Source organism: Streptomyces toxytricini (assembly GCF_014649915.1).
In the GTDB taxonomy this organism is placed as follows: domain Bacteria; phylum Actinomycetota; class Actinomycetes; order Streptomycetales; family Streptomycetaceae; genus Streptomyces; species Streptomyces toxytricini.
The window spans coordinates 59,843-81,307 of the sequence record NZ_BMTY01000014.1; the positions used below are offsets into that span (position 1 = coordinate 59,843).

Here is a 21,465-nt window from a genome sequence, read left to right on the forward strand (position 1 = left end):
GCGCGCACGCTCGCGCAGCCTTGCGCGCGTCAGGAGCCTGACGTGCGGATCGATCCGGTGCGCTGCCCGGCGGGGTCGCCGACGAAGCAGGTGACCTCGTGGTCGCCGTCATCCCACGACCTCTCCGTCGGCAGGTAGTAGTACAGCTCCAGGTCCTGCGGGAGGGCGGCGTCGGTGCCGCGGTAGGCGGCGACGACCGTTTCGCCGCACTTCTGCTCGGCCATGACCCGGATCTTGTCGGCGCCGGGGAACGCCCCGTCCCCGTTCTCCACGGTGAACACCGCGAAGGCCTCCCCGTCGTGCGGCTGCCCGCACGGCACGATGTCCACGGACGGGTCCGCGGGCGCGGCGCTGGCGTCGTAGTCCCGTATGTCGTCGGGGGTGTTGAAGCAGTCGCCCACGCGGATGTCCTGCGTCTCGCCGGATCCCGGCCGGGTGACCTCCCCGCTGCTGTCCCTGCGCGGTGACATGTCCGAGAGCCCGCCCCACAGGACGCCGGCGGCGAGCATCACCGTGATGCCGTTGAGGACGATCGCCGCGACGGCCAGCCCGGTCCCCTTCTCCCCGCGGGCGCGGATCTGCCGGATCGCGACGATGCCCAGGATCATCGGGATCAGCGGCAGGACGCACAGCAGGGACAGCACGAACGCGACGACGGCCAGCGTGTTCGTCTTCGCCGCCGGGCCGTGCGGCGGAGGCTGCGCATCCCAGCCCTGGGGGCTGCCGTACGGCGGCGGGGGCGGCGGTGGGGGAGGGGGAGGAGTGGACATGCGCGCGGCGCTCCTTGAACGGAGGGGAAGACGCAACGGTCCGCTTCCCACGCTACCGAGGAAGCCCCCTGCGCGCTCACCGGCGGCCGGGCCCCCCGGTGTCGAGCACGATCAGCACCGCGGCGCCGGCGAGCGCGAGCGCGGCCAGGGCCTGCAGGGCGGCGGAGACGGGCGCGCGGCGCCGCAGCGGCCAGGCACTGAGCCCGGTCAGCGCGGCCGGGAAGAGGAGTGCGACGGCGACCGGCGTCCAGTCGGTGCCGGTCGTGTCCTCGAACAGGTTCGCGTCCGTGTGGCCGAGGCCGACGAGCAGGGCGACGAACGCGGCCGCCGCGTCGAGGACCAGCAGCGAGACTGCGGCCACCGCGTCGGCCGCCGGACGGAGCCGGGGCCGTCGCAGGGCGGGCGGCGGCGCGGCCGGGGAGGGGCTGCTGCCTGGCTGTGTCATGTTCACACTGTGCCCGGCGCCCCGTGTGACGGCTTGAGTACGCGTACTCAGATCCGCTCCCGCCCCGCTCCCGACCCGCCCGTGCCGGCGAAGTGCCGGTAGTGCGCTGCCGGTTAGGGGGTAACCGGACCGAGTGGTACCCGAGTGGTACCGAGTCATCCGGAACATCCGCTACCGAACGGAGGGACGTCCGATGCTCTTCCTCGTGGCCGCACTGCTGCTGCTCGGGGTCCTCCTCGGCGCCGTGGCCCACGTACCCGTCCCCGTCAGCGTCGCCGGCGGCCTCGCCATCGCGCTCTGGCTCGCCGTCTTCGCCGCCCGCGAGCGGCTCTCCGGCCCGGCCCGGGCGGGATCGCAGGGCCGCACCCGCCACCGGGGAGGTGCCGGCCGATGAGCCCGCGCACCGGTGAACGCATCCAGGCTCCGACCGCCGAAGGGAGCCGGCAGGGCGGGCCCCGCCCGTACGCGGCCCGGCTCCGGGACGCCGACGCGATGGCCGTGACGGCGTTCGTCCTCGGCCTCGTGGGCCTGCTCGTGGCGAACCTGGTCCTCGGCCCGACCGCCGCCGTCCTCGGTGCGCTCGCCCTGCGCAAGGGCACCGCCAGGCCGGCCCGGGCCCGCCTCGGCATTGCCCTGGGCGTGGCCGACGTCGTGGTCCTCGCCTGCCTCGTCGCCGCGGACGGCACGTGGTCGTGGAGCCTGTGACGACCGCCCGGCACGGCCGGGCGGCAAGGTGACACACCGCCGCCGGCGCCGTGTCCCGGCGGGCCGCAGGACTGGTAGGCAGGGACGTGCAGGGAAGGCCGGGGCGCCCGCATCCGGGCCCCGGGCCGTCCTCCGCGCCGCGGCCGGGAATACCTCGCAGGGCGCCCCCGTTCCCGGATATAGTTGAATCGTAAACAACCTTGGGAAGGGGAGCCATGCAGTTCGGGATCTTCACCGTCGGTGACGTCACGCCCGATCCGACCACCGGACGCGTGCCCAGCGAGCACGAGCGGATCAAGGCGATGCTCGCGATCGCGCTGAAGGCCGAGGAGGTCGGCCTCGACGTCTTCGCCACCGGCGAGCACCACAACCCGCCGTTCGTCCCCTCCTCGCCGACGACGATGCTCGGCTACATCGCCGCGCGCACCGAGAACCTCATCCTCTCGACCTCCACCACGCTCATCACGACGAACGACCCGGTGAAGATCGCCGAGGACTTCGCGATGCTCCAGCACCTCGCGGACGGCCGCGTCGACCTCATGATGGGCCGCGGCAACACCGGCCCGGTCTACCCCTGGTTCGGCAAGGACATCCGCGACGGCATCGACCTCGCCATCGAGAACTACGCCCTCCTGCGCCGCCTCTGGGACGAGGACACCGTCACCTGGAAGGGCAAGTTCCGCACGCCGCTGCAGTCCTTCACCTCCACCCCCCGCCCCCTCGACGGCGTCGCCCCCTTCGTATGGCACGGCTCCATCCGCTCCCCGGAGATCGCCGAGCAGGCCGCCTACTACGGCGACGGCTTCTTCCACAACAACATCTTCTGGCCGGCCTCCCACACCCGGCAGATGGTCAACCTCTACCGTCAGCGCTACGCCCACTACGGCCACGGCACCCCCGAGCAGGCCGTCGTCGGCCTCGGCGGCCACGTGTTCATGCGCCGCAACTCCCAGGACGCGGTCCGCGAGTTCCGCCCGTACTTCGACAACGCCCCGGTGTACGGCCACGGCCCCTCCCTCGAGGAGTTCGCCTCCCAGACGCCCCTCACCGTCGGCTCGCCCCAGCAGGTCATCGAGCGGACCCTCTCCTTCCGGGACTACGTCGGCGACTACCAGCGCCAGCTGTTCCTGATGGACCACGCCGGCCTGCCCCTGAAGACCGTCCTGGAGCAGATCGACATGCTCGGCGAGGAGGTCGTGCCCGTCCTGCGCAAGGAGTTCGCGAGCCTCCGCCCGGCCGGCGTGCCGGACGCGCCCACCCACTCGGCCCGCGTCGCCGCGGCCCGGGAGACCCCGAAGGAGAAGACGCAGGCATGAAGCTCATCGCCGTATCGGCCGGACTGGGCTCGCCCTCCTCGACCCGGCTGCTCGCCGACCGGCTCACCGCCGCGACGCTGATGCACGTCGACGCCGAGCCCGAGGTGATCGAACTGCGTGACCTGGCAACCGAGATCGCCCGGCACTTCACCACCGGGTTCCCGCCCGCACGCCTGGCCGCCGCGCTCGACGCGGTGGCCGCCGCGGACGGCCTGATCGCCGTGACGCCGGTCTTCGCGGCTTCGTACAGCGGCCTGTTCAAGTCGTTCTTCGACGTCCTCGACAAGGACGCCCTCACCGGGAAGCCGGTGCTCCTCGGCGCGACCGGCGGCACGGCCCGCCACTCCCTGGCCACCGAGCACGCCCTGCGCCCGCTGTTCACGTACCTGCGCGCGCTCGCCGTGCCGACCGCCGTGTACGCGGCCTCGGAGGACTGGGGCGAGGAGGGCCTCGACCGGCGGATCGCCCGCGCGGGTGCGGAACTGGCCCGCTTCATGGCACCGGCCGACCGGGCCGGCGCCCCCGACACGGACACCGCCGCGGCGATCGCCCCCCGGTCGCTGACGGGCGCGATCACGTCGGTGGACCCGGCGGACGGCTTCGAGGTCGTGCCGTTCGCCCAGCGCCTGGAGGCCCTGCGGGTCCGGTAGCCGGCCCGCCCGTGCGCCCACACGGACCCCGGCACAGACGGAAACGGCTGCCGCCCCGGCGATCCACGCCGGGGCGGCAGCCGTCAACGCAACGACCCCGAGGCATACTTCCGGGATGACGACCACCCCGCGGGCCTCCTGGCAGAACACCACGCACGACTGGGCGAGCGCCGTCGACCTCGGCCACCTGGAGCACATCCGCCGGAACCCGGCCGTCTACGCCCCGGGCGGCACCACGCACCTCGCCCTCGAAGTCGTCGCCTACGCGGCCGACGAGGCCGCGTCGGGCAACGGCGGCCACTGCCGTCTCACCCTCCACCCCGACGGCTCCGTCACCGTCGCGGACGACGGGCGCGGCACGGACACCCGCCTCGACGAACACGGGCACCCGGTGAAGAAGCCGGTCATGGCGACGAAGGACCTCCGGTTCTTCGACCACCCCGCCGCGCCGCCCCTGCCCGACGCCCACGCCCGGCGGGGCATGTCCGTCGTGGCCGCGCTCAGCACGTGGCTCGTCCACACCAACCGCCGCCGCAACGGGGCCTGGACGCAGCGGTACGAACACGGTGTGCCCGCCACCGGCCTGCACCCCGTCCCGGACGACGGCACGACCGGCACCACCGTCCACTTCCTCCCCGCCCGCGCGCTGCGGGACGCGGGCGGCCCGACGACCGACGACCTGGCCCGGCTGACGGCGGCGTGGCCGCACATCTCCGTGCAGATCGACGACCGCCGCACCTGACCCCCGGACCCGCGGCCCGGCGGGCTACGGCAGGCCCGCCTCGCCCACCGTCAGCCGGGCGCACTCGGCCACGACCTCCGGCAGCCCGCCGCGCTCCTCCAGCAGCCGGCGCTGTACGCGGGCCCCGTTGCCCCGTTCCAACAGCTCCGCAACGCCCTTGCGGGCGGCTGCTGCGTCCCCGCTGTCCTCCAGGGCCTCGCCCACATGGTCCATCAGCGCCTCGACCACCGCCTCCGCCGGGGCCTGCCTCATGGTGCGGGGGTCGACGAGCGGGCCGTCCAGGCCCGACTTGCCCGCCCGCCACGACGCGAGCCGCAGCAGGCCGACGCCGATCCGGGCCGGCGGCTCGCCCGCCCGCCAGGCGCGTGCCGCGGTCTCCACCAGCGCGCGGGCCAGGGTGGCCAGCAGCACGGGCTCGGAGGGGTCCAGGCACACGTCGGCCGTGCGCAGCTCCACCGTCGGGTACGTCGCCGACAGGCGGGCGTCGAAGTACACCATCCCCGCATCGCGCAGGACGCCCGTGCCGAGCATGTCCCGGACCTGCTCGTGGTAGCGGTCGGCACTGCCGAAGACCTCCACCGGCCCGGCGGACGGCCACCGGTTCCACACGCGGCTGCGGTAGCTGCCGTACCCGCTGTCCTGGCCCTGCCAGAAGGGGGAGTTCGCGCTCATGGCCGTCAGGACGGGCAGCCAGGGGCGGATACGGTCCAGTACGGCCACGCCCTCCTCGTCGGACTCCACCGACACGTGGACGTGGCAGCCGCAGGTCAGCTGCTCCTGCTCGGTCAGGCCGAACTGCTCGCCCACCCAGCGGTAGCGCTCCCCGGGGCTCCTCGACGGCTCCACCGGCAGGGGCGAGGTGGCGAGCGCGGCGACCGCCGCCCCGGCCTCCCCGGCGTGGCGCGCGGCCTCCGCCCGCCACCGGGTGATCTCCTCGGCGAGCTCGCCCATCTGCGTCACGGGCCGGGTCGCGAACTCGACCTGCTCGTTCTTCAGCTCCCGCTCGAAGACCTCCTCGCCCCCGCCGGGCGCCATGCGCGCCGCCTCCAGCACGGCGGCCGCGAGCGCGATCGGCTCCCCGGTCCGGGGGCTGACCAGCAGCAGCTCCTCTTCCACGCCCACACTGCGCACACCCGTCACCGGCGGCCTCCCGCATGCCGGCCGCCCTCACGCCTGGTGACGGTGAGGAGCACGGCCACCAGCATCGGCACGGTGAGCAGCACCACGTTTGCCATGACGAACCTTCCCTGTCGACGAGCAGGATGCCTACTGTCTGGCCACTCGACGCGATCGCAAACCCCCGACCCGCCGAACGTGTGGCGGCGACCGCACTCAAAGGCGTACTTATAGAAGGAAGCTCAATCCCTTATTCAACTTATGGAAGGATGGTGTCGACCAGACGGACGAGCGGGGAGCGGCGATGAAGACGATCGGGCTGATCGGCGGAATGAGCTGGGAGTCGACGGCGGAGTACTACCGCCTCCTGAACGAGTTCACGCGCGACCGCCTCGGCGGACTCCACTCGGCCCGCTGCGTGCTCTACTCGGTGGACTTCGCGGACATCGAGCAGCTCCAGGTCCAGGGACGCTGGGCGGAGGCCGGCGACGCCCTGGCCGCCGCGGCCGGATCCCTGGAGGCGGCCGGCGCCGACATGGTGCTCATCTGCACGAACACCATGCACAAGGTCGCCGACACCGTCGCGGCGGCGGTGTCCGTCCCGCTGCTGCACCTGGCCGACGCCACGGCAGCCGCCGTCCGTGCCTCGGGCCTGCGCCGGGTCGGCCTGCTCGGCACGGCATTCACCATGGAGCAGGACTTCTACCGCGGCCGCCTCGAAGCGGCGGGCCTCGGCGTCACCGTCCCGGACGCCGAGGGCCGCGCCCTCGTCCACCAGGTGATCTACGAGGAACTCTGCCGCGGCACCATCCGCGAGGAATCCCGCGCCGCCTACCGGAAGGTCATCCGGAACCTGGTGTCCGCCGGCGCGGAAGGCATCATCCTCGGCTGCACGGAAATCGAACTCCTCATAGGCCCCGAGGACAGCCCGGTCCCCCTCTTCCCCACGTCCCGCCTCCACGCCGAAGCAGCCGTAGCCGCCGCCCTCGCCTGCCCGGGCATCAGGTGAGGGTCTCCAGGTCGACGAGGAGCCGGGCAACGGTGAGCCCCGTGGCGAGGTAGTCCGCGAAGAGCGGGTTGTTCAGGGCTGAGGGCGACCGCTTCTTCCGGATGTCCTTGATGGCTGTGGTCGTCTCCCAACCCAGCTCGACGAGGGCTTGCGCCACGACCAGACCGGAGCGGTTGTAGCCGGCATTGCACCGGACCAGGACGGTCCGCCCGGCCCGCACCGCGCGGGCGGCAGCCCCGGCGAGCTGCTGGACGCTGTGCAGCTGCGCGGCCGTGAGCGGGCCGTCCGGAATCTCCGCGACCAGGTGCTCGACGCCGGGAGACGGCCCGTGGCCAGGACGGCTGAACAAGCTGATGACGGGCCCGAACTCGGTGCCGACGACCACCGGGTGGCCGTCGCCCAGGGCGTCGGTCCAGTAGTGACCGCCCATCCAGAGCCCCGTTGCGACCTCGTTCCAGGGGGCGCCCGGATTGGGCACCCCTCGGTCCTCGTGGCGTGTCTTCAAGGTGCCTCCCCCAGACGGGCGAGAAAGCAACGTCCCGCCCCCGGCCTCCGACTCGACCAAGGATGACACCGCAACGTCCGTTTACCGGGCGCTTGACCTTGACACCGTGGCAAGGGCTTCACTGCCGGCCAGGAGGTGGTTCCCATGACCACGTCGGAAACCGACCCGCAGGCCCTGCGCGCCCTTGCGGCGCTCGCGCACGGCGACCCGTCCGTCCGGCTGCGGGCGGCGCTCGCGGTCGGCTCGGCGCCCGGCCCCGGCAACGTCCGCCCGCTCATCGGGCGGTGCGGCGTCGAGCCCGAGTTCCCCGTGCGCGAAATGCTCACCTGGGCGCTCACCCGCCACGGGGCCTCGGCGACCGTGCCGCTGCTGGTCGACGAGGTGCGCTCGGGGCAGGGGCAGGCGCGGAGTCAGGCGCTGCACACCCTTTCCAAGATCGGGGACCGGCGGGCGTGGCCGGTGATCACGCCCGCCCTGCTCGCCGACCCCGACGACGAGGTGGCCCGCAGCGCCTGGCGGGCCGCGGTGGTCCTCGTACCCGACGGGGAGGAGCAGGCCCTGGCCGTAGGGTTGGCCACGCAGCTCGGGCGCGGCGGACGCGAGACGCAGCTGAGCCTCAGCCGGGCGCTGGTCGCGCTCCGGGAGGCGATGCTGCCGGCCGTGGACGCCGCGACGCGGCATCCCGACCCCCGCGTCCGCACGCACGCGCTGGCCACGGAGCGGCTGCGGCGCGACCCGGACGCCGGGTTCGAGTTCGCGATCGAGGAGGCGAAACGCGTCACGGCCCTCGGCGGGGCCGGACAGTGAGGGGCGGCAGGCAGTGTTGATCGGCGACGTCGCGCGGCGCTCCGGCGTCAGCGCCCGCATGCTCCGGCACTACGAATCGCTCGGCCTGGTGCGTCCGGAGGTGCGGACCGCCTCCGGCTACCGGGAGTACTCCGACGCGGACATCCGGCGCATCTTCCACATCGAGAGCCTGCGCTCCCTCGGGCTGTCGCTGCGCGACGTCGGCCGTGCACTCGACGACCCCGGCTTCGCGCCCGCCGGACTCGTCGAGGACCTCATCGGCCGGACGCGGGAGCGCATCGCGGCCGAGACCGAGCTGCTCACGCGGCTGAGCCGGATCGGCGCCGCGGAGCCGGGCGACTGGGAGGACGTCCTGCAGACCGTCGCCCTGCTGCAGGCACTGACCTCGCACAGCGCGGGAGCCCGGCAGCGCGCGGCCCTGTCGGCGGCCGCCGAGGCCCCCGTACCGGTGGAGGCGCTGGTGGAGGCCGCGCTCGGCGAGGCGGACCCGCACGTCGCCGGAGCCCTCCGATGGGCCCTGGCGCAGGCGGGCGGCGACGTGCCGGTACTGCTCGGGGAGGGTTTGCGCTCGGCGGCGCCCGAGGTGCGCGAACGCGCCGTCCGGGCCCTCGCCGAGATCCCGGGCGGCGAGGCGACCGCACTCCTGGCGGAGGCGCTCACCGGCCCCGACACGGAGGTACGCTGCCGCGCGGCCCTGGCGCTCGGGGCGCGCGGCGCGGCCGGCGCGGTCCCGGTGCTCATCACCATGGTCGTCGAGGACCGCAGCGACGCCGACGCGGCCGACGCACTGGCCGCCCTGGCGGGCGATCACGCCCTGGCGGACCGCATCGCCGCCGCCCTGGTCGACCGCCTCGGCGACCCGACCACCCCCGCGCCCGCCCGCCGCCGCCTGATCCAGGCCCTCGCGGACGTCCCCGGCGCCGCGGCCGACCGCGCCCTCGCCGACCTCTCCCACGACGGGGACCGGGTCGTCGCCTCCACGGCGGCGTACGTGCTCGGCCTGCGCGGCGCGGGCCGGTAGCCGGCCGCGGTACGCCCTCGGCCCCCCCTCCAGGGTCTGTCGCAAGAGCGGATCAAGGTTGTGCATGATCGCGGGCTGCGGCGCGTGGACAACAGTGCCGGCCGCTGCCATCGACGAACGGCTGTGACCAGCACCGTCACGACGGCCCTCAGACGACGTCGAATTCGTTGCCCTCGGGGTCCTGCATGGCGGCGGCGTAGAGCCCCACGTCCGGCTCATCCTTGATCCGCAGCACGGTGGCACCAGCTTTGACCAGCCGCTCCACCGCGGTACTGACCCGCTGTGTGCGGACGTCCAGCGGGACGTCACGGCCCCCGCCGACCCTCAGGTCGAAGTGCCACCGGTTCTTGGCGACCTTCAGCTCCGGAACCTGCTGGAACCACACCCTCGGTCCGCGTCCCGCGGGATCGATGATCGACTCCGGAACATCCCCGGCACCGGCCGGCAACTCTGTCTCGGGGACCCCCATGGCTGTCCAAGTAGGCGCGCCACGTGGTGTGCCCGCCCGGTGGAGGCTCAGGCACGTATCCCAGGGCCTCGGCCCAGAAGGTGACCATTCTCTGCGGATCGGAGCAGTCGATCGTCAGCTGCACTGTCATCTCCATCCTCGGAGCATCCCAGGCAGGTCTGACAGACGGCCCACTTCCGCAACACGCCCTCAGTCGCCCCCGCCCCCGCCTCCGCAGGACGAGCCGCAGGACGAACCGCACGCCGCGCCGCCGCCTCCCGAGGAGCCGCCGCCGCTCCACCAGCTCTTGCGCCGCTTCGAGCGACGCCCATCCGAGAGCCATACCTTGAAGCCCACCACGACGATGACCACTGCGATGGCCAGGACGACTTCCATCCTCTGACCCCCCCGTTCTCTCTCCGTACCGGTCGTGCCCCGACGATGCCCTGTGCGGCATCCCGTCGAAGCCCGGTTTGAGCAAGTTCAGAGGTTGGGGCCGTGCCCGGGATGCGTCAGCAGGGGCGCAGGCTGCGCAGCAGCTCGTCGCACAGGGCCATCGTGGCGGTGTTGTCCGCCGCCGAGGCAGCCGACGGGGTGCCGTTCGCGACCGCTTCCAGGAAGTGCCGTACCTCCCCGGCGAACCCCCGCAGGTACAGGTCCTGGTGGCCGCCGGAGGCGGGGGAGTTCACCGAGCGGACGACGACGGTGTCCTCGTCCAGCTCCTGCCAGGCCTCACCTCGGCCCGGCTCCGCGCGTCGCGCGTGGTGGTAGGCGAGCGTGGAGAGGTTTTCGACCCGGGCGAACCCGCGCTGCCCGGTCACGGTGAGCTCCTCCTGTTCGCGGCTCCAGGCCGGCACCCCGGCCAGCGTGAGGCTGCCGATCACGCCGCTGCGGAAACGCAGCGTCGCCGCCATGCTGATGTCGGAGCCCCGGGAGTTGGTGTGCCCCGAGACCTCCGCCACCTCCCCGAACAGCCACCGCACGAGATCGACCATGTGGACGGCGCCGAACTTCAGGTAGGTGTCGTCCCGGAGCGTGTCCGTCCACGGGCTGAACGCGAAGAACCCGTGGAAGGAAAGCACCCGCCCGAACGCCGCCTCGTCGGCCGTGAGCGCAGCCAGCCGCCGGTAGGCCGGGGCGTGGCGCTTCATGAATCCGACGGCCACACTGCGCCGTGCGCGCTCCGCGGTGTCCGCGACGCGGCGGGCCTCGGCCTCGTCCAAGCCGAGCGGCTTCTCCGCGAACACGTGGGCACCGGCCCGCAGGCAGTCCTCGGTGACGGCGGCCTGGTCCTCGGGGGCGACGCTGACGAACACCGCGTCGAGGCCGTCCTCGGCGAGCATGCGCCGGTGGTCGCCGTGCCCGCGGGCCGCCCCGTGGAGGGCCGCGGCGCGGGCGGCCGCCGCACCGTCGCGGGTGGCGATGCTCGTGAGCCGGCCGCCGGCGAGTGCGAGGGCGGGGTAGAGGTTGGCACGGGCGTGCTGCCCGTGTCCGATGAAGCCGATCCGCAGGTCCTCGATGCGCCGGGCCATCGTCCGTCCCTCCTGGGGGGCACTACATCGGGTGTCGACCGCCCCGGGGGAGGGGCGGCCGGTTCCGTCGGGTCAGGCGTGCGCAGCGTACGCGGGCAGCACCACGTCGGCGATGAGCGCCTCGCGCTCCGCGAGGGGGATGAAGGCGCTCTCCAGCGCGTCGACGGTGACCGCGCGGAGGTCGTCGAGGGTCCAGCCGGCCTCGTCCACCAGCAGCGACATCTCGCGGGTCATCGACGTGCCCGACACGAGCCGGTTGTCGGTGTTGACAGTCACCCGGAAGCCGAGCTTCCGCAGTTCGGTGATCGGGTGGGTGGCGATAGATGCGGCGGCGCCCGTCTGGAGGTTGGAGGTGGGGCACATCTCCAGGGCGATCCGGCGGTCGCGTATCCAGGACGCCAGCCGCCCGGGCCGGCCGTCGACGATGTCGTCGGTGATGCGGACGCCGTGCCCGATGCGCAGGGCGCCGCAGGTCTGCACGGCCTGGTGGATGCTCGGCAGGCCGTGGGCCTCGCCGGCGTGGATGGTGAAGGGCACGCTCTCGGAGCGCAGGTGCGCGAACGCGGCCAGGTGGTCGGCCGGCGGGAAGCCGTCCTCGGCACCGGCGATGTCGAAGCCGACGACGCCGGCGTCCCGGTAGGCCACGGCCAGGTCGGCGATCTCGCGGGTCCGGTCGAACATGCGCATGCCGCACAGCAGGGTGCCGACCCGGACGGGGGTGCCGTCCGCGGCGGCCTTGGCCATGCCGGTGGCGAGGCCCTCCTGGACCGCCTCCACGACCTCGTTCAGGGTGAGCCCGCCCCGCACCATCAGCTCGGGCGCGTACCGCACCTCGCCGTAGACGACGCCGTCCGCGGCGAGGTCGAGGACGTACTCCTCGGCGGTCCGCAGCAGGCCCTCGCGGTGCTGCATCACGGCGAGGGTGTGCTCGAAGGTGCCGATGTACCGGACGAGGTCGCCGGAACCGGCGGCCTCGACGTACCAGGCCGCGAGCTCGGCGGGGTCGGTGGTCGGGAGCCGGTGGCCGACGGACGCGGCGAGCTCGACCAGGGTCGCGGGGCGCAGGCCTCCGTCGAGGTGGTCGTGGAGCACGGCCTTGGGCAGCCGGGCGATGGTGTCGGGCGACAGGGAGGTGACGGTGCTGGTCATGCCTGGTTTCTCGGTGCGGCGACGGATCGCGGGGGGACGGACGGCGCCGGGAAGGCCGGGGCCGCGTCCTGCAGGCCACCTCACCCTCTCGACGCGGGTCAAGTTATACGTATTACGAATACGGGGCAAGAGTCGTCCCGGACAGGATGGCCCGGCGGCCGCTCCGGCGGGCGCCGCCGCGGCGGCCCCTGCCTCCCCGCCGGTCACACCCACGTATAGGTGGCGTCGGTGACTGCCTCCAGGGCCGCGTCGGCCACGGCGGCGCGGGGATGGGCGAGGGCGGCGAGGGCCCGCCCGATGGGCGGGAAGACCGGCAGGCCGGCGGTCTCGCGGTAGTCGACCCACTCGACCACCCCGACCTCGTGCCCGCCGCCGGGGAGCTCGTCGACCTCCGTTACGGCGAGGGTCGCCCGGATCCCCGGGTCGATGTGGAAGCGGTAGATCAGATGGAGCTTGCGCGGGGGAGGGGTGGGGCCGGGGCGGGAGACGCGCTGGTCGACCACCCAGAGCAGGTCGCCGCCCTGCGCCGCCGCCGTGTCCAGGCGCAGTTCCTCGGCGAGCTCCCGGCTGAGCGCGGCGACGAGGTCCTCGCCGTCCTCGACGTTGCCGCCGGGCGGGGTGTAGTGGGTCGAGCCGGCACGGTCGCGGCGGATCAGCGCCACGTCGTTGCCGCAGAACACCAGCCCCCCGACACGGATCTTGATCCGGGAGTAAGGGACGGGAGAGACAGGGGAGTTCGTCATGGCACGAGTATCCCGGCCTCACCTCAGCCGGAGCTCACGCGTCCCACCGGTCCCGGTACTGGATGTGGATCTCGCGGCCGTTGGCGAGGATGCCGGCGTCCGTGTACAGGCGGGTGCAGAAGTGCGGGCAGCGCCTGTGGGTCGGAGTGTGGCCCGGCCCCTCGCGGGCGACTTCGAGGAAGTGCTCCGCGGTGTCCCGGAACACTTTCGCGCTCCCCGTCACGAACAGCGTCTCGGCGTGCACGTGCTGGTGGAGAAGGTCGCGGTTCTCCCGGTGGTGGCGGGCGCCGTCGTCGGCCGCCGAGGCCTCCCCGCGCCCCGTCCCGGGGACGGCCACGGACGCGGGACGCCCGTGGCCGAGACGGCTGCGCAGCTGCTTCCAGCGGGACGGGGCGAACTGGAGCGAGTGGTGCAGCAGCACCAGGTCGAGCCGGCCGGCGAAGGGGCCCGGTGCCTCCGGGACGGGAGACCGGTCGGCCCGCAGGGGCAGGTGGACCAGCGAGCGGGGCGAGCGCGCGGCCAGCAGCCAGAGGGCGGCGACGCTGCACGCTGCGTCCGCGTCGAGGTGGGCGTCGATGTACCGGTCGCGGTCGACGAGCGCCGTATGCGCCAGGGGCCCGGCAGGCCGGACCACCCTGAACTCCCGGGCCCCCAGTCGGACCTCGTGGACGGTGACGGGCAGCTTCACCGGTGCCCCGTCCAGGCGTGGCGGTGGGCAGCGCGGACAGCCGCCCCCACGAAGACTGCCGCCGCAGACATGCGTATGACGGACACGGAACCTCCAAGATCGACGGGGAGTCTCGCACAGGCCTCCCGGCCCCGCGAACGGTCGTTCCGGCCAGGACGCACCCCACGGCCCGGATACCGTACGTCCGCCGCCGGGGTGGGCGTACCCAACCCTGTGCACGGCAGCGCCGGTTGCGCCATGCTGGGCGCATGCGCCCCGTCTTCGGCACCGCCCGCACCGCGGCACGAGCCGTACCGCCCCCGGCCCCCGCCCCGGCCGGATAAGGCCGCCCGTGCCCGGATACCGGTGCGCGGAGTGCGGCCACCAGCGGATCGTCCACTCCGTCCTGCGCGGCGGCAGCTGTCGGGGCAGCCTCTCCTGCGAGTGCCGCGAGAGCCGGGCGGGCATCCCCGACGAGCCCCGCCCGGTCGCGGCCCCCGAGGATCCGCCGGAGCCGGAATGCGCCGCCTGCCGGTCGCCCTTCGGCGTGTGCCGGTGTAATTCCTGGTGGGCCCGCGACGACAGCCGGCACGGCTCCTGCGGCGGATGCGGCGAGTAGGGACCCGGCCGCACCGCCGCAGGGCGCCGTCCGTCAGCGCCCGTCGACCAGGGCTTCCGCCAGCACCGGCGAGAACGTTCCGGCCGGCGGCGAACCAGCCGGGCACTCGGCCGAGTTGCCGTCCGAGTCGCCGGGGTTCTTCAGCCACAGCTGGTACTCGGCGCCGCCCGCACTGCCGGCCCGCGCCGTCACGCCCAGCTTGCGCTTGGGCGGGTTGCAGAACCCGACGTGGCCGCTGCCCGGATCACCGGGGACGACGTACCCGCCGTTGCCGTTGCGGGCGGTGTCGACCACCCAGCGGCTCGTCACCCCGAAGTCGGCCTTCAGCCGGGCCGCCAGCCGCTTGCCGTAGTCGTCGGCGACGGCCGTCGCGTCGAAGTTCGCCACGTTGACGGAGACGCCGCGCGCCGCCGCAACCCCCGACCGGTTGAGCAGGTACGCCATCCGCTCCAGGCCTATGCCCTGCGTGCCGCTCAGGTCCGGGCCGAGCGTCCAGGTGGCGTTGCCGGCGTCCAGGTACGTCTGCACGAACCCGCCCTGGTCCCGGAGCTTCTGCGTCGCGTACCGGAGCATGTCGAAGCGCTGCTCGGCGGCACCCTTCATGCACGCGTCGTCGGAGGACTGGGCCACCGCGTCGGGTTCCAGCACGACGATCGCCGGGCGGCCCGCGATGCCCTGCGCGAACTTGTCGATCCAGGCCTTGTACGCGGTCGGGGAGCCCGCGCCGCCGGAGGAGGCGCCGCCGCAGTCCCGGCCGGGGATGTTGTAGGCGACCAGCACCGGCAGCCGGCCCTTCGCCGCAGCGGCGCCGACGTAGTCGGACACCTCCGTCTGGATTCCGGTGGCGGGATTCCGGTCGGCGTCCCAGTCCCCGAACCACTTCGACGTGTTGTGGTCCGCGATCGCCGCCTTGATCTTCGCGGCGCGCGGGTCGCCCGGGTTGCCCGCGACCCATGCCGCCGCGTTGTTCGCCGGGTCGACGTAGAAGCCCTCGCGGGCTGTGGAGGTGGTCAGCGAGACGTTGTCGAGGGTGATGTCCGTCTTCGCCGGCTGCCCGCCGATCTGGAAGTTGAGGGCCCCGGTGGTGGTGTCGATGCCGGAGGTGAACGTCCAGGTGAAGCGCTTGGAGACCGTCGTCAGGTCGACGGTGCGGTCGAGCGCCGCCGTGTAGGGGGCGCCCCCGAGCTGCGCCGTCGCGCGCAGTTTCGCCGGGGCGGACGCCTTGGCGTCGAAGGACAGCGTGTACGTCGCCCCCGGGCGCAGTCGGATGCCGTTCTGGCCGACGATGGCGTCCCACGGGTTCTGCGTCCCGCCGTTGACGGTCGCGACGAGTGCGCCGCCGGCGGAGGCGATGGACGCGCCGGCGGACCACCAGCCGGCGGTGCCGGCGGCGAAGGTGCCGTTGGCCGCCAACTCGCCGTAGACGGGCTGCGGGTCGGCCGCCGAGGCGGAGGGGGCGGTGGAGGCGAGGAGGGCGGCGGCCAGTGCGGGACTGGCGGCCGCGCGGAGCAGTCTGCGTGTCGTCGTCATGGTGGAACGGCCTTCTTCGGTTGCGGTGGCGGGCCGGCCTGAACGGCGCGGGGGCACAGCCGGGTCGGGTCCCCCCTCGTGTGTCCGCCCGGGCAGGCACACGGACCCGAACCCATGATCACTTGGCTGCCGGCCGCGGCGCGAACCGGGGTCGGTGCCACCACCCGTCAAAACCCCTCACCAAAACCGGAGTTCGGCGAGCCTCCGGTGTGGCGTAGCTCTCACATCATTCCCGCCCTGTACGGCAACCCTCACGGTCGCGGCGGCAACTGGAATCCGACAGAGAGCAGTTCCGGACAGCCCGTTCCACGAAGGAAACACCACCCCATGAGCGTCCCCTCCCTCCGCCCCCGCCGTCTCGCCGTCGCGGCCGCGGGACTCGCCGCCGTCGCCGGCGTCGGCGTGCTGCCCTTCGCCACCCGCGCCGACGCAGGCACCCCCGACCTCGCGCGTACCTCACTCGCCGCCCGCGACGGCTGGGCGTCGAGCGGCTCCGGCACCACCGGCGGCCAGGCCGCCGACGCGGCGCACGACACGACGGTCACCACCCGCGCCGAGCTGGTCAAGGCGCTCCGCGCCGGCCCCTCCGGCGCCCCGAGGATCATCCGGATCAGGGGCCGGATCGACGCCAACACCGACGACCAGGGCCGCCGCCTCGGCTGCGACGACTACGCGAAGGGCACCGGCTACACCCTCGCCGCCTACCTGAAGGCGTACGACCCCGCCGTCTGGGGCCGGTCCAAGCTGCCCGCGGGCGCCCAGGAGTCGGCCCGGGCCGCCGCCCAGGCCCGGCAGGCCGAGCGCATCGCCATCGCCGTGCCGTCGAACACCACCATCGTCGGCGTGCCCGGCACCGACGCGGGCATCAACGGCGGCAGCCTCCTGGTCCAGAAGGCCGACAACGTCATCATCCGCAACCTGACCTTCGCCGACACCCGCGACTGCTTCCCCCAGTGGGACCCCACCGACGGCTCGGACGGCAACTGGAACTCCGCGTACGACGCCGTCACCCTCCGCGGCGCGACGCACGCGTGGATCGACCACAACACGTTCACCGACCGCCCGAACTTCGACTCCGGAAACCCGCGCCACTTCGGCCGCGCATACCAGGTCCACGACGGCGCCCTCGACATCACCAACGCCTCCGACCTGGTGACCGTCTCGTACAACCGCTTCACCGACCACGACAAGACCATGCTCATCGGCAGCAGCGACAAGGACACCAAGCTCCGCGTGACACTGCACCACAACGTCTTCCAAGGCATCGTGCAGCGCGCCCCGCTGGCCCGCGCAGGACAGGTCCACCTCTACAACAACCACTTCGACACCACGGCGCGCAACGGCTACGCGCACCACTACAGCGTGAACGCCCGCGCCGGCGTGCAGATCGTGGCGCAGCACAACCACTGGACGCTGTCCTCCGACCGCAAGGCGTCCCAGCTCCTGTCCGGCGACGGCACGGGCTCCTTCGCCGGCAGCGGCAACATGGTCAACGGCACCGTCACCGACCTCGTCGCCGCCCACAACGCCGCGAACAAGAAGAAGATCAAGGCTGAGGCGGCGTGGCGGCCCGCCCTCTCCCGGGGACTGGAGGCCTCCGCCGCCGGCCTGCCCGCCTCCCTCGCCCGCACCGCGGGCGCCGGCGTCCTGAAGTGACCCGCCAACCGGGCCGCCCGGGGGCGCAGGGCCCGGCCCCGCAGGACACGGAAAGGCGCTGACCGCATGGCTGGTACGCTCACCGCCCCCGCCCCGCCCCCGCCCCCGGGCGCGGAAGCACCGTACGGAGACTCCGGCATGCCCTTCGACGACGACGCGGCCGCGGAGTTCCACGCCTTCTTCGAGCACCACCACGCGGAACTGGCCCGCCTCGCGCACCTGCTCACCGGTGAGGCCGACACCGCCGACGACCTGGCCGCGGATGCGTTCGTCGCGCTCTGGCACCGCTGGGACCGCGTCGTGCGCGCCGACCACCCGGTGGCCTACGCACGCGGCGTGGTCGCCCACATGGCCCGGGCCCGCATCCGCTCGGCCGTGCGCGAGCGGCGCCGCATCCACCTCTTCTGGGCGGCCCGCCCCACCCGCACCCACGGCCCGGATGTCGACGCCGTCGTGGACGTGCGCCGCGCGCTGGCGCGCCTGCCGTTCCGCAAGCGCGCCTGCGTCGTGCTCCGCCACGCCCTGGACCTGTCGGAGAAGGACACCGCGCTCGCGCTCGGGATCTCCGTCGGTACGGTGAAGAGCCAGACCTCCAAGGCCATGGCCGAACTGCAGCGCATCCTCGGCGTGCAGGCCGCCGAAGAACTGACGGGAACGGGGAGCCGATGGAGGACCTGAAGCGCCGGCTGCGGGAAGCGGCCGCCGCCCACGAACCCGACCGGGACGGCATGCTGCGGCGCATCCGCCAGGGCGTCGCCGCCGACACCCGCCGCACCCCGCGCCGCCCGGCCCGCCGCCCGGCCCGCCGTCCGGCCGGGAGCCTGTCCTGGCCCCGCGTCGCCCTCGCCGCCCTCGCCACGACGGCGGTGCTCCTGGCCGGCGGGTACGCGGCCGTCGGCACCGCCCCCTCCGGTCCGGACGGACGGGCGCCGGCCGCGCCGCCGCCGACACCCCCGCCCGCGGCGGACGGCTCGGCGCCCCCGCCCCGCACCCAGGACGGGCCGCTGCGGTCCGACGGCGCGGTCGACCCCGGCGGCAACCCGTACTGGTCCCAGAGCAGCATCACCCTGCGCACCGGCGTGCCCCTGGGCGCGCTCACGCTGGAGGTCCGGATCGCACAGACGGGCGGCGTCGCCCCCACGGGTGCGTGGCGCACCCTGCCCGAGGGCGATCTCACGCTGACCACCGCCGACGGGGACGGCGGCACCGTCGTCTACCGGTGGACCCTCAAGCCGGGCCGCACCGTCCCCCCGGGGCAGCACGTCTTCGCCGTCCAGTACAACCACGCCCAGGGCCCGCGGGCCGCGGCCGCCGACACGTACACCGCGAAGGCCGCCACGGCCGAAGGACGGCAGCACACGGTCGCCGGACCGTTCCGCGCACCGGCGGGCTGATCCCGCAACGGGGTGCCTCAGCCCTCGCCCAGCCGGACGGCGAGGGCGGCGACGTCGTCGTCGAGGCGGCCCCGGCTGTAGCGCAGCAGGTCGCCGTGCAGGGCGGTGAGCAGCTCGCGCGGCGGCGTCTGCGGCTGCCGGCGCATCCAGGCCGCCAGCGGGAAGAACTCGCCGTCGCGGGAGCGGGCCTCGGCGATCCCGTCGGTGTAGAGGAGCAGCAGGTCACCGGGGGCGAGGTCGAAGGTGTCCACGGTGTAGTGCTCGCCGATCAGCTCCGCCAGACTGAGCAGCGGCGAAGGCGAGGCGGGCTCCAGGACGCGGAGCTCCCTCCGGTTCAGGATCAGCGGCGGCGGGTGCCCGCAGTTGAGGATGCGGATGCGTCCCCCCTCGTGCGGGATCTCGGCGAGGAGCGCGGTGGCGAAGCGCTCCATCGGCCCGTCCGGGGGGAAGGCGGCGTTGTAGCGGGCACTGCTGGCGTCCAGCCTGCGTGCGACCTCGACCAGGTCGTCCTCGCCGTACGCCGCCTCCCGGAAGGCGTTGACGATGGCCGCGGCGGCCCCGACCGCCGGCAGGCCCTTGCCGCGGACGTCCCCGATGAGCAGCCGGACCCCGTACGGGGTGTCCACCACCTCGTAGAAGTCCCCGCCGATGCTGGCCTCCGCCGCGGCCGCCAGGTACAGCGACTCGATCTCGACGTTCCCGAAGCGGCGCGGCAGGGGGCTCAGCACCACCTGCTGTGCCGCGTCGGCCACGAGCCGCACCTGGAAGAGGGTGCGCTCCCGCTGCAGCCGGGCGTGGCTCCCGTATGCGGCGGCCACGGTGACCGCGATGATCCCCGCGGCCGTCCACCAGGTCCCGAGGTCGGGGAAGACGAGGCCGAGGCCGATCATCAGGAAGAGGCACACCGTCCCGAGCAGGACGGTGGGCAGGACCGGCCACATGGCGGCGGCGAGGGCCGGAGCCGCGGGCAGGAGGCGGCTGAAGGCCATCTCCGGCGGTGTGGCGTAGGCCAGGCTGGCGATGACGACGGTCAGGATGACCGGCGACAGCCGCACAAACCTGCCCGGGCCGGGGCGCCGACGGGGCTGCGGCCGTCCGGTCTCGATCACATCTATCAGGGTATCCATGCAAAGAGGACAAAGCGCCCCAGCGAGGCCGTGCAGACGCCGCCCGAAATCGAACAGACGGCGAAGAGGGAGGGGGCGGCGCGGCCGGGGTGGGGCGCGAGCCGGACCCTGCCGCCCGCCACCATGCGGCCCGGTACCCCCCTGAACCGGCGGGTGCCCCGCAATCGGGGGCACCCCTACGGTCGACTTCGAACCGCGACCGGGCGTCCGGCCGCCCGCGGCCGGCCGACGCCACCGCACGCACCACCTCATGCACAGGGGGATCCGACATGACCATACGGAGCCGGCTCCGCGCCGCCGTCACCGCAACCGCCGCAGCCGCACTCGCGGTGGCCGCGTCGGGAGCGGAGGCCGCCGCCGCCGAATGGCGGCCCCGGCCGGGCATGCTGTACCTCTCCGACATGCCGAAGGACGGCACCACCTGGTACGGGGCGGGCCCGTCCCGCGGCTGGCGCCAGCCCGCCTGCGGCCGCTCGTGGACCTTCCCGGAGGTCAACGTCTGGAACCGGGAGGTCTGGACATCGGAGACGGCGGCCGGCGGCCAGAACACCATCGTCTTCGACACCGAGGCGGAGGCGATCGCCTTCGCCGACCACGCGCGCCGCATCTACGCGGAGTGCCCCGGCATCGCCGGGCCCCACACGGTCCAGACGCTCTACGACCACGGCACCGTGGACGTGGAGGAAGGGGCCACCGTCCTGGGGATGCGGGTCACGTACACCTTCGATGACACGTACCACAACCACTTGTTCGGGATCGGCCGCGACGGCATGACCGTCACGATCGTGGAGTGGGAGAGCAACTGGAGCGCCCCGCCGGTCGACCACTTCAAGAACGTCACCGTCAAGAACGTCGTCAACCGGCTCCACTGACGGCGCCGTCGCAGGAGTCGGCGGACGAAGGGAAGGAGGGGCGGGGGAGAACCCCCGCCCCTCCTTCCCTTCGTCCGTCAGCGCCGTCCGCGCAGCCTGCCGAGGAGCCTGCGCGCCTGCTCCTGCTTGCGCGGGTCCGCAGCCGCCCGGCGTACCGACGCGATGGCCCGCTGCCCCTGGGGGCTGCGGCTGAACGCCTTGAGCCTGGTGAGTAGTCCGGACACGGTTCCCTCCCGGTGTGGCTGTGGCTGTCGTTTCGAGGCCGTGTGCCCCGGCCCGGCCCGCCCAAACGGAGGCCCCGGGGCAATTTGCATTCGCCGGACGAAGCCAAAACTGCCGGTGACCAGCGGAAATTTCCGCAGGACAAGCCCTCCCGCGAGGAGAAATCTGGAGTATGGATGGAGTGCCGCTTTAATTGCGGCGGAATGTGAAAAACGCATCTGTGCAAGTCCCCTGGAGGCCCGTAACGTATTTCCCGTAAGCACGACCGAACGAAAAACAGGAGGAAAAACCATGATCTCCACCGTCAAGGCCAGCGCCGTCACCGCCGTCGTCCACAACCGCGCCGTGGTCCACAACCGGGCCGTCGTCCACAACCGTGCGGTCGTGCACAACCGCACGGTGGCCAAGTGAAGCTGACCG

At 73.5% G+C, this 21,465-nt stretch carries 23 protein-coding genes and 1 pseudogene; 12 read left to right on the plus strand and 12 right to left on the minus strand.

Annotated elements, in window-relative coordinates:
- Positions 1-29: 29 nt before the first annotated feature.
- On the minus strand, positions 30-770 hold the full coding sequence (locus IE170_RS18945) for a DUF4190 domain-containing protein (RefSeq protein ID WP_189810596.1): 741 nt from the start codon (positions 768-770) through the stop codon (positions 30-32).
- A 76-nt stretch (positions 771-846) separates the two neighbouring features.
- Complete coding sequence (locus IE170_RS18950) at positions 847-1,215, minus strand: DUF6234 family protein (RefSeq protein WP_189810597.1); 369 nt, start codon at positions 1,213-1,215, stop codon at positions 847-849.
- 193 nt (positions 1,216-1,408) lie between these two features.
- Between IE170_RS18950 and IE170_RS18955 the strand changes: the two genes are divergently transcribed.
- The 5 genes from IE170_RS18955 to IE170_RS18975 all read left to right on the plus strand — a co-directional run bounded on the left by IE170_RS18955 (position 1,409) and on the right by IE170_RS18975 (position 4,628).
- The gene (locus IE170_RS18955; protein WP_189810598.1) at positions 1,409-1,609 is read left to right on the plus strand and encodes a hypothetical protein; all 201 of its coding nucleotides are present in this window, start codon (positions 1,409-1,411) and stop codon (positions 1,607-1,609) included.
- Positions 1,606-1,920: a DUF4190 domain-containing protein gene (locus IE170_RS18960; protein WP_223856295.1), complete on the plus strand. Its 315-nt coding sequence runs from the start codon at positions 1,606-1,608 to the stop codon at positions 1,918-1,920. The genes IE170_RS18955 and IE170_RS18960 overlap by 4 nt, the downstream gene beginning before the upstream one ends.
- Before the next feature lie 215 nt (positions 1,921-2,135).
- Positions 2,136-3,236 (plus strand): LLM class flavin-dependent oxidoreductase, encoded by a 1,101-nt coding sequence (locus tag IE170_RS18965; RefSeq protein ID WP_189810599.1) that lies wholly within the window; start codon positions 2,136-2,138, stop codon positions 3,234-3,236.
- The gene (locus IE170_RS18970; protein ID WP_189810600.1) at positions 3,233-3,886 is read left to right on the plus strand and encodes a CE1759 family FMN reductase; all 654 of its coding nucleotides are present in this window, start codon (positions 3,233-3,235) and stop codon (positions 3,884-3,886) included. The genes IE170_RS18965 and IE170_RS18970 overlap by 4 nt, the downstream gene beginning before the upstream one ends.
- A 115-nt stretch (positions 3,887-4,001) precedes the next feature.
- On the plus strand, positions 4,002-4,628 hold the full coding sequence (locus tag IE170_RS18975) for a DNA topoisomerase subunit B (RefSeq protein ID WP_189810601.1): 627 nt from the start codon (positions 4,002-4,004) through the stop codon (positions 4,626-4,628).
- Positions 4,629-4,652: 24 nt separating this feature from the next.
- Here the strand turns inward: IE170_RS18975 and IE170_RS18980 are convergent, their stop codons facing one another.
- Positions 4,653-5,759 (minus strand): glutamate--cysteine ligase, encoded by a 1,107-nt coding sequence (locus IE170_RS18980; RefSeq protein WP_189810719.1) that lies wholly within the window; start codon positions 5,757-5,759, stop codon positions 4,653-4,655.
- A 289-nt stretch (positions 5,760-6,048) separates the two neighbouring features.
- Here IE170_RS18980 and IE170_RS18985 point away from each other — a divergent pair, with 289 nt between their 5' ends.
- Positions 6,049-6,753 (plus strand): aspartate/glutamate racemase family protein, encoded by a 705-nt coding sequence (locus tag IE170_RS18985; RefSeq protein ID WP_189810602.1) that lies wholly within the window; start codon positions 6,049-6,051, stop codon positions 6,751-6,753.
- Here IE170_RS18985 and IE170_RS18990 read toward each other — a convergent pair.
- On the minus strand, positions 6,746-7,258 hold the full coding sequence (locus tag IE170_RS18990; protein ID WP_189810603.1) for a protein-tyrosine phosphatase family protein: 513 nt from the start codon (positions 7,256-7,258) through the stop codon (positions 6,746-6,748). The genes IE170_RS18985 and IE170_RS18990 overlap by 8 nt on opposite strands.
- A gap of 144 nt (positions 7,259-7,402) precedes the next feature.
- Between IE170_RS18990 and IE170_RS18995 the strand changes: the two genes are divergently transcribed.
- Together IE170_RS18995 and IE170_RS19000 are read left to right on the plus strand one after the other, a co-directional pair.
- Positions 7,403-8,065: a HEAT repeat domain-containing protein gene (locus IE170_RS18995; RefSeq protein ID WP_189810604.1), complete on the plus strand. Its 663-nt coding sequence runs from the start codon at positions 7,403-7,405 to the stop codon at positions 8,063-8,065.
- A 13-nt stretch (positions 8,066-8,078) separates the two neighbouring features.
- The gene (locus IE170_RS19000) at positions 8,079-9,086 is read left to right on the plus strand and encodes a MerR family transcriptional regulator (protein WP_189810605.1); all 1,008 of its coding nucleotides are present in this window, start codon (positions 8,079-8,081) and stop codon (positions 9,084-9,086) included.
- Between the two features lie 148 nt (positions 9,087-9,234).
- On the opposite strand, the pseudogene IE170_RS19005 reads toward IE170_RS19000, so the two are convergent.
- The 6 genes and pseudogenes from IE170_RS19005 to IE170_RS19030 form a co-directional block, all read right to left on the minus strand.
- Positions 9,235-9,691: pseudogene (locus IE170_RS19005) on the minus strand (VOC family protein).
- 355 nt (positions 9,692-10,046) lie between these two features.
- Positions 10,047-11,066: a Gfo/Idh/MocA family protein gene (locus tag IE170_RS19010; protein WP_189810606.1), complete on the minus strand. Its 1,020-nt coding sequence runs from the start codon at positions 11,064-11,066 to the stop codon at positions 10,047-10,049.
- A 72-nt stretch (positions 11,067-11,138) separates the two neighbouring features.
- On the minus strand, positions 11,139-12,215 hold the full coding sequence (locus tag IE170_RS19015; RefSeq protein ID WP_189810607.1) for an adenosine deaminase: 1,077 nt from the start codon (positions 12,213-12,215) through the stop codon (positions 11,139-11,141).
- A 203-nt stretch (positions 12,216-12,418) separates the two neighbouring features.
- Entirely contained in the window at positions 12,419-12,958 is a 540-nt protein-coding gene (locus IE170_RS19020) for an NUDIX domain-containing protein (RefSeq protein ID WP_189810608.1), read from the minus strand.
- 34 nt (positions 12,959-12,992) lie between these two features.
- Positions 12,993-13,646 carry a hypothetical protein gene (locus tag IE170_RS19025; protein WP_189810609.1) on the minus strand — a complete coding sequence of 218 codons (654 nt, stop codon included), beginning with the start codon at positions 13,644-13,646 and terminating at the stop codon, positions 12,993-12,995.
- A 631-nt stretch (positions 13,647-14,277) separates the two neighbouring features.
- Positions 14,278-15,774 carry a glycoside hydrolase family 6 protein gene (locus IE170_RS19030; protein WP_189810610.1) on the minus strand — a complete coding sequence of 499 codons (1,497 nt, stop codon included), beginning with the start codon at positions 15,772-15,774 and terminating at the stop codon, positions 14,278-14,280.
- A gap of 327 nt (positions 15,775-16,101) precedes the next feature.
- Here IE170_RS19030 and IE170_RS19035 point away from each other — a divergent pair, with 327 nt between their 5' ends.
- From IE170_RS19035 to IE170_RS19045, 3 genes are all read left to right on the plus strand, one after another.
- On the plus strand, positions 16,102-17,430 hold the full coding sequence (locus tag IE170_RS19035; protein ID WP_189810611.1) for a pectate lyase family protein: 1,329 nt from the start codon (positions 16,102-16,104) through the stop codon (positions 17,428-17,430).
- A gap of 138 nt (positions 17,431-17,568) precedes the next feature.
- Entirely contained in the window at positions 17,569-18,108 is a 540-nt protein-coding gene (locus IE170_RS19040; protein WP_189810720.1) for a SigE family RNA polymerase sigma factor, read from the plus strand.
- Complete coding sequence (locus tag IE170_RS19045) at positions 18,096-18,824, plus strand: hypothetical protein (protein WP_189810612.1); 729 nt, start codon at positions 18,096-18,098, stop codon at positions 18,822-18,824. The genes IE170_RS19040 and IE170_RS19045 overlap by 13 nt, the downstream gene beginning before the upstream one ends.
- 17 nt (positions 18,825-18,841) lie before the next feature.
- Here IE170_RS19045 and IE170_RS19050 read toward each other — a convergent pair whose 3' ends face one another.
- Positions 18,842-19,933: a PP2C family protein-serine/threonine phosphatase gene (locus IE170_RS19050; protein WP_189810613.1), complete on the minus strand. Its 1,092-nt coding sequence runs from the start codon at positions 19,931-19,933 to the stop codon at positions 18,842-18,844.
- 287 nt (positions 19,934-20,220) lie between these two features.
- Between IE170_RS19050 and IE170_RS19055 the strand changes: the two genes are divergently transcribed.
- Positions 20,221-20,823: a hypothetical protein gene (locus tag IE170_RS19055; protein ID WP_189810614.1), complete on the plus strand. Its 603-nt coding sequence runs from the start codon at positions 20,221-20,223 to the stop codon at positions 20,821-20,823.
- 77 nt (positions 20,824-20,900) lie between these two features.
- Here the strand turns inward: IE170_RS19055 and IE170_RS19060 are convergent, their stop codons facing one another.
- Positions 20,901-21,047: a hypothetical protein gene (locus IE170_RS19060; protein ID WP_189810615.1), complete on the minus strand. Its 147-nt coding sequence runs from the start codon at positions 21,045-21,047 to the stop codon at positions 20,901-20,903.
- Between the last annotated feature and the right edge of the window lie 418 nt (positions 21,048-21,465).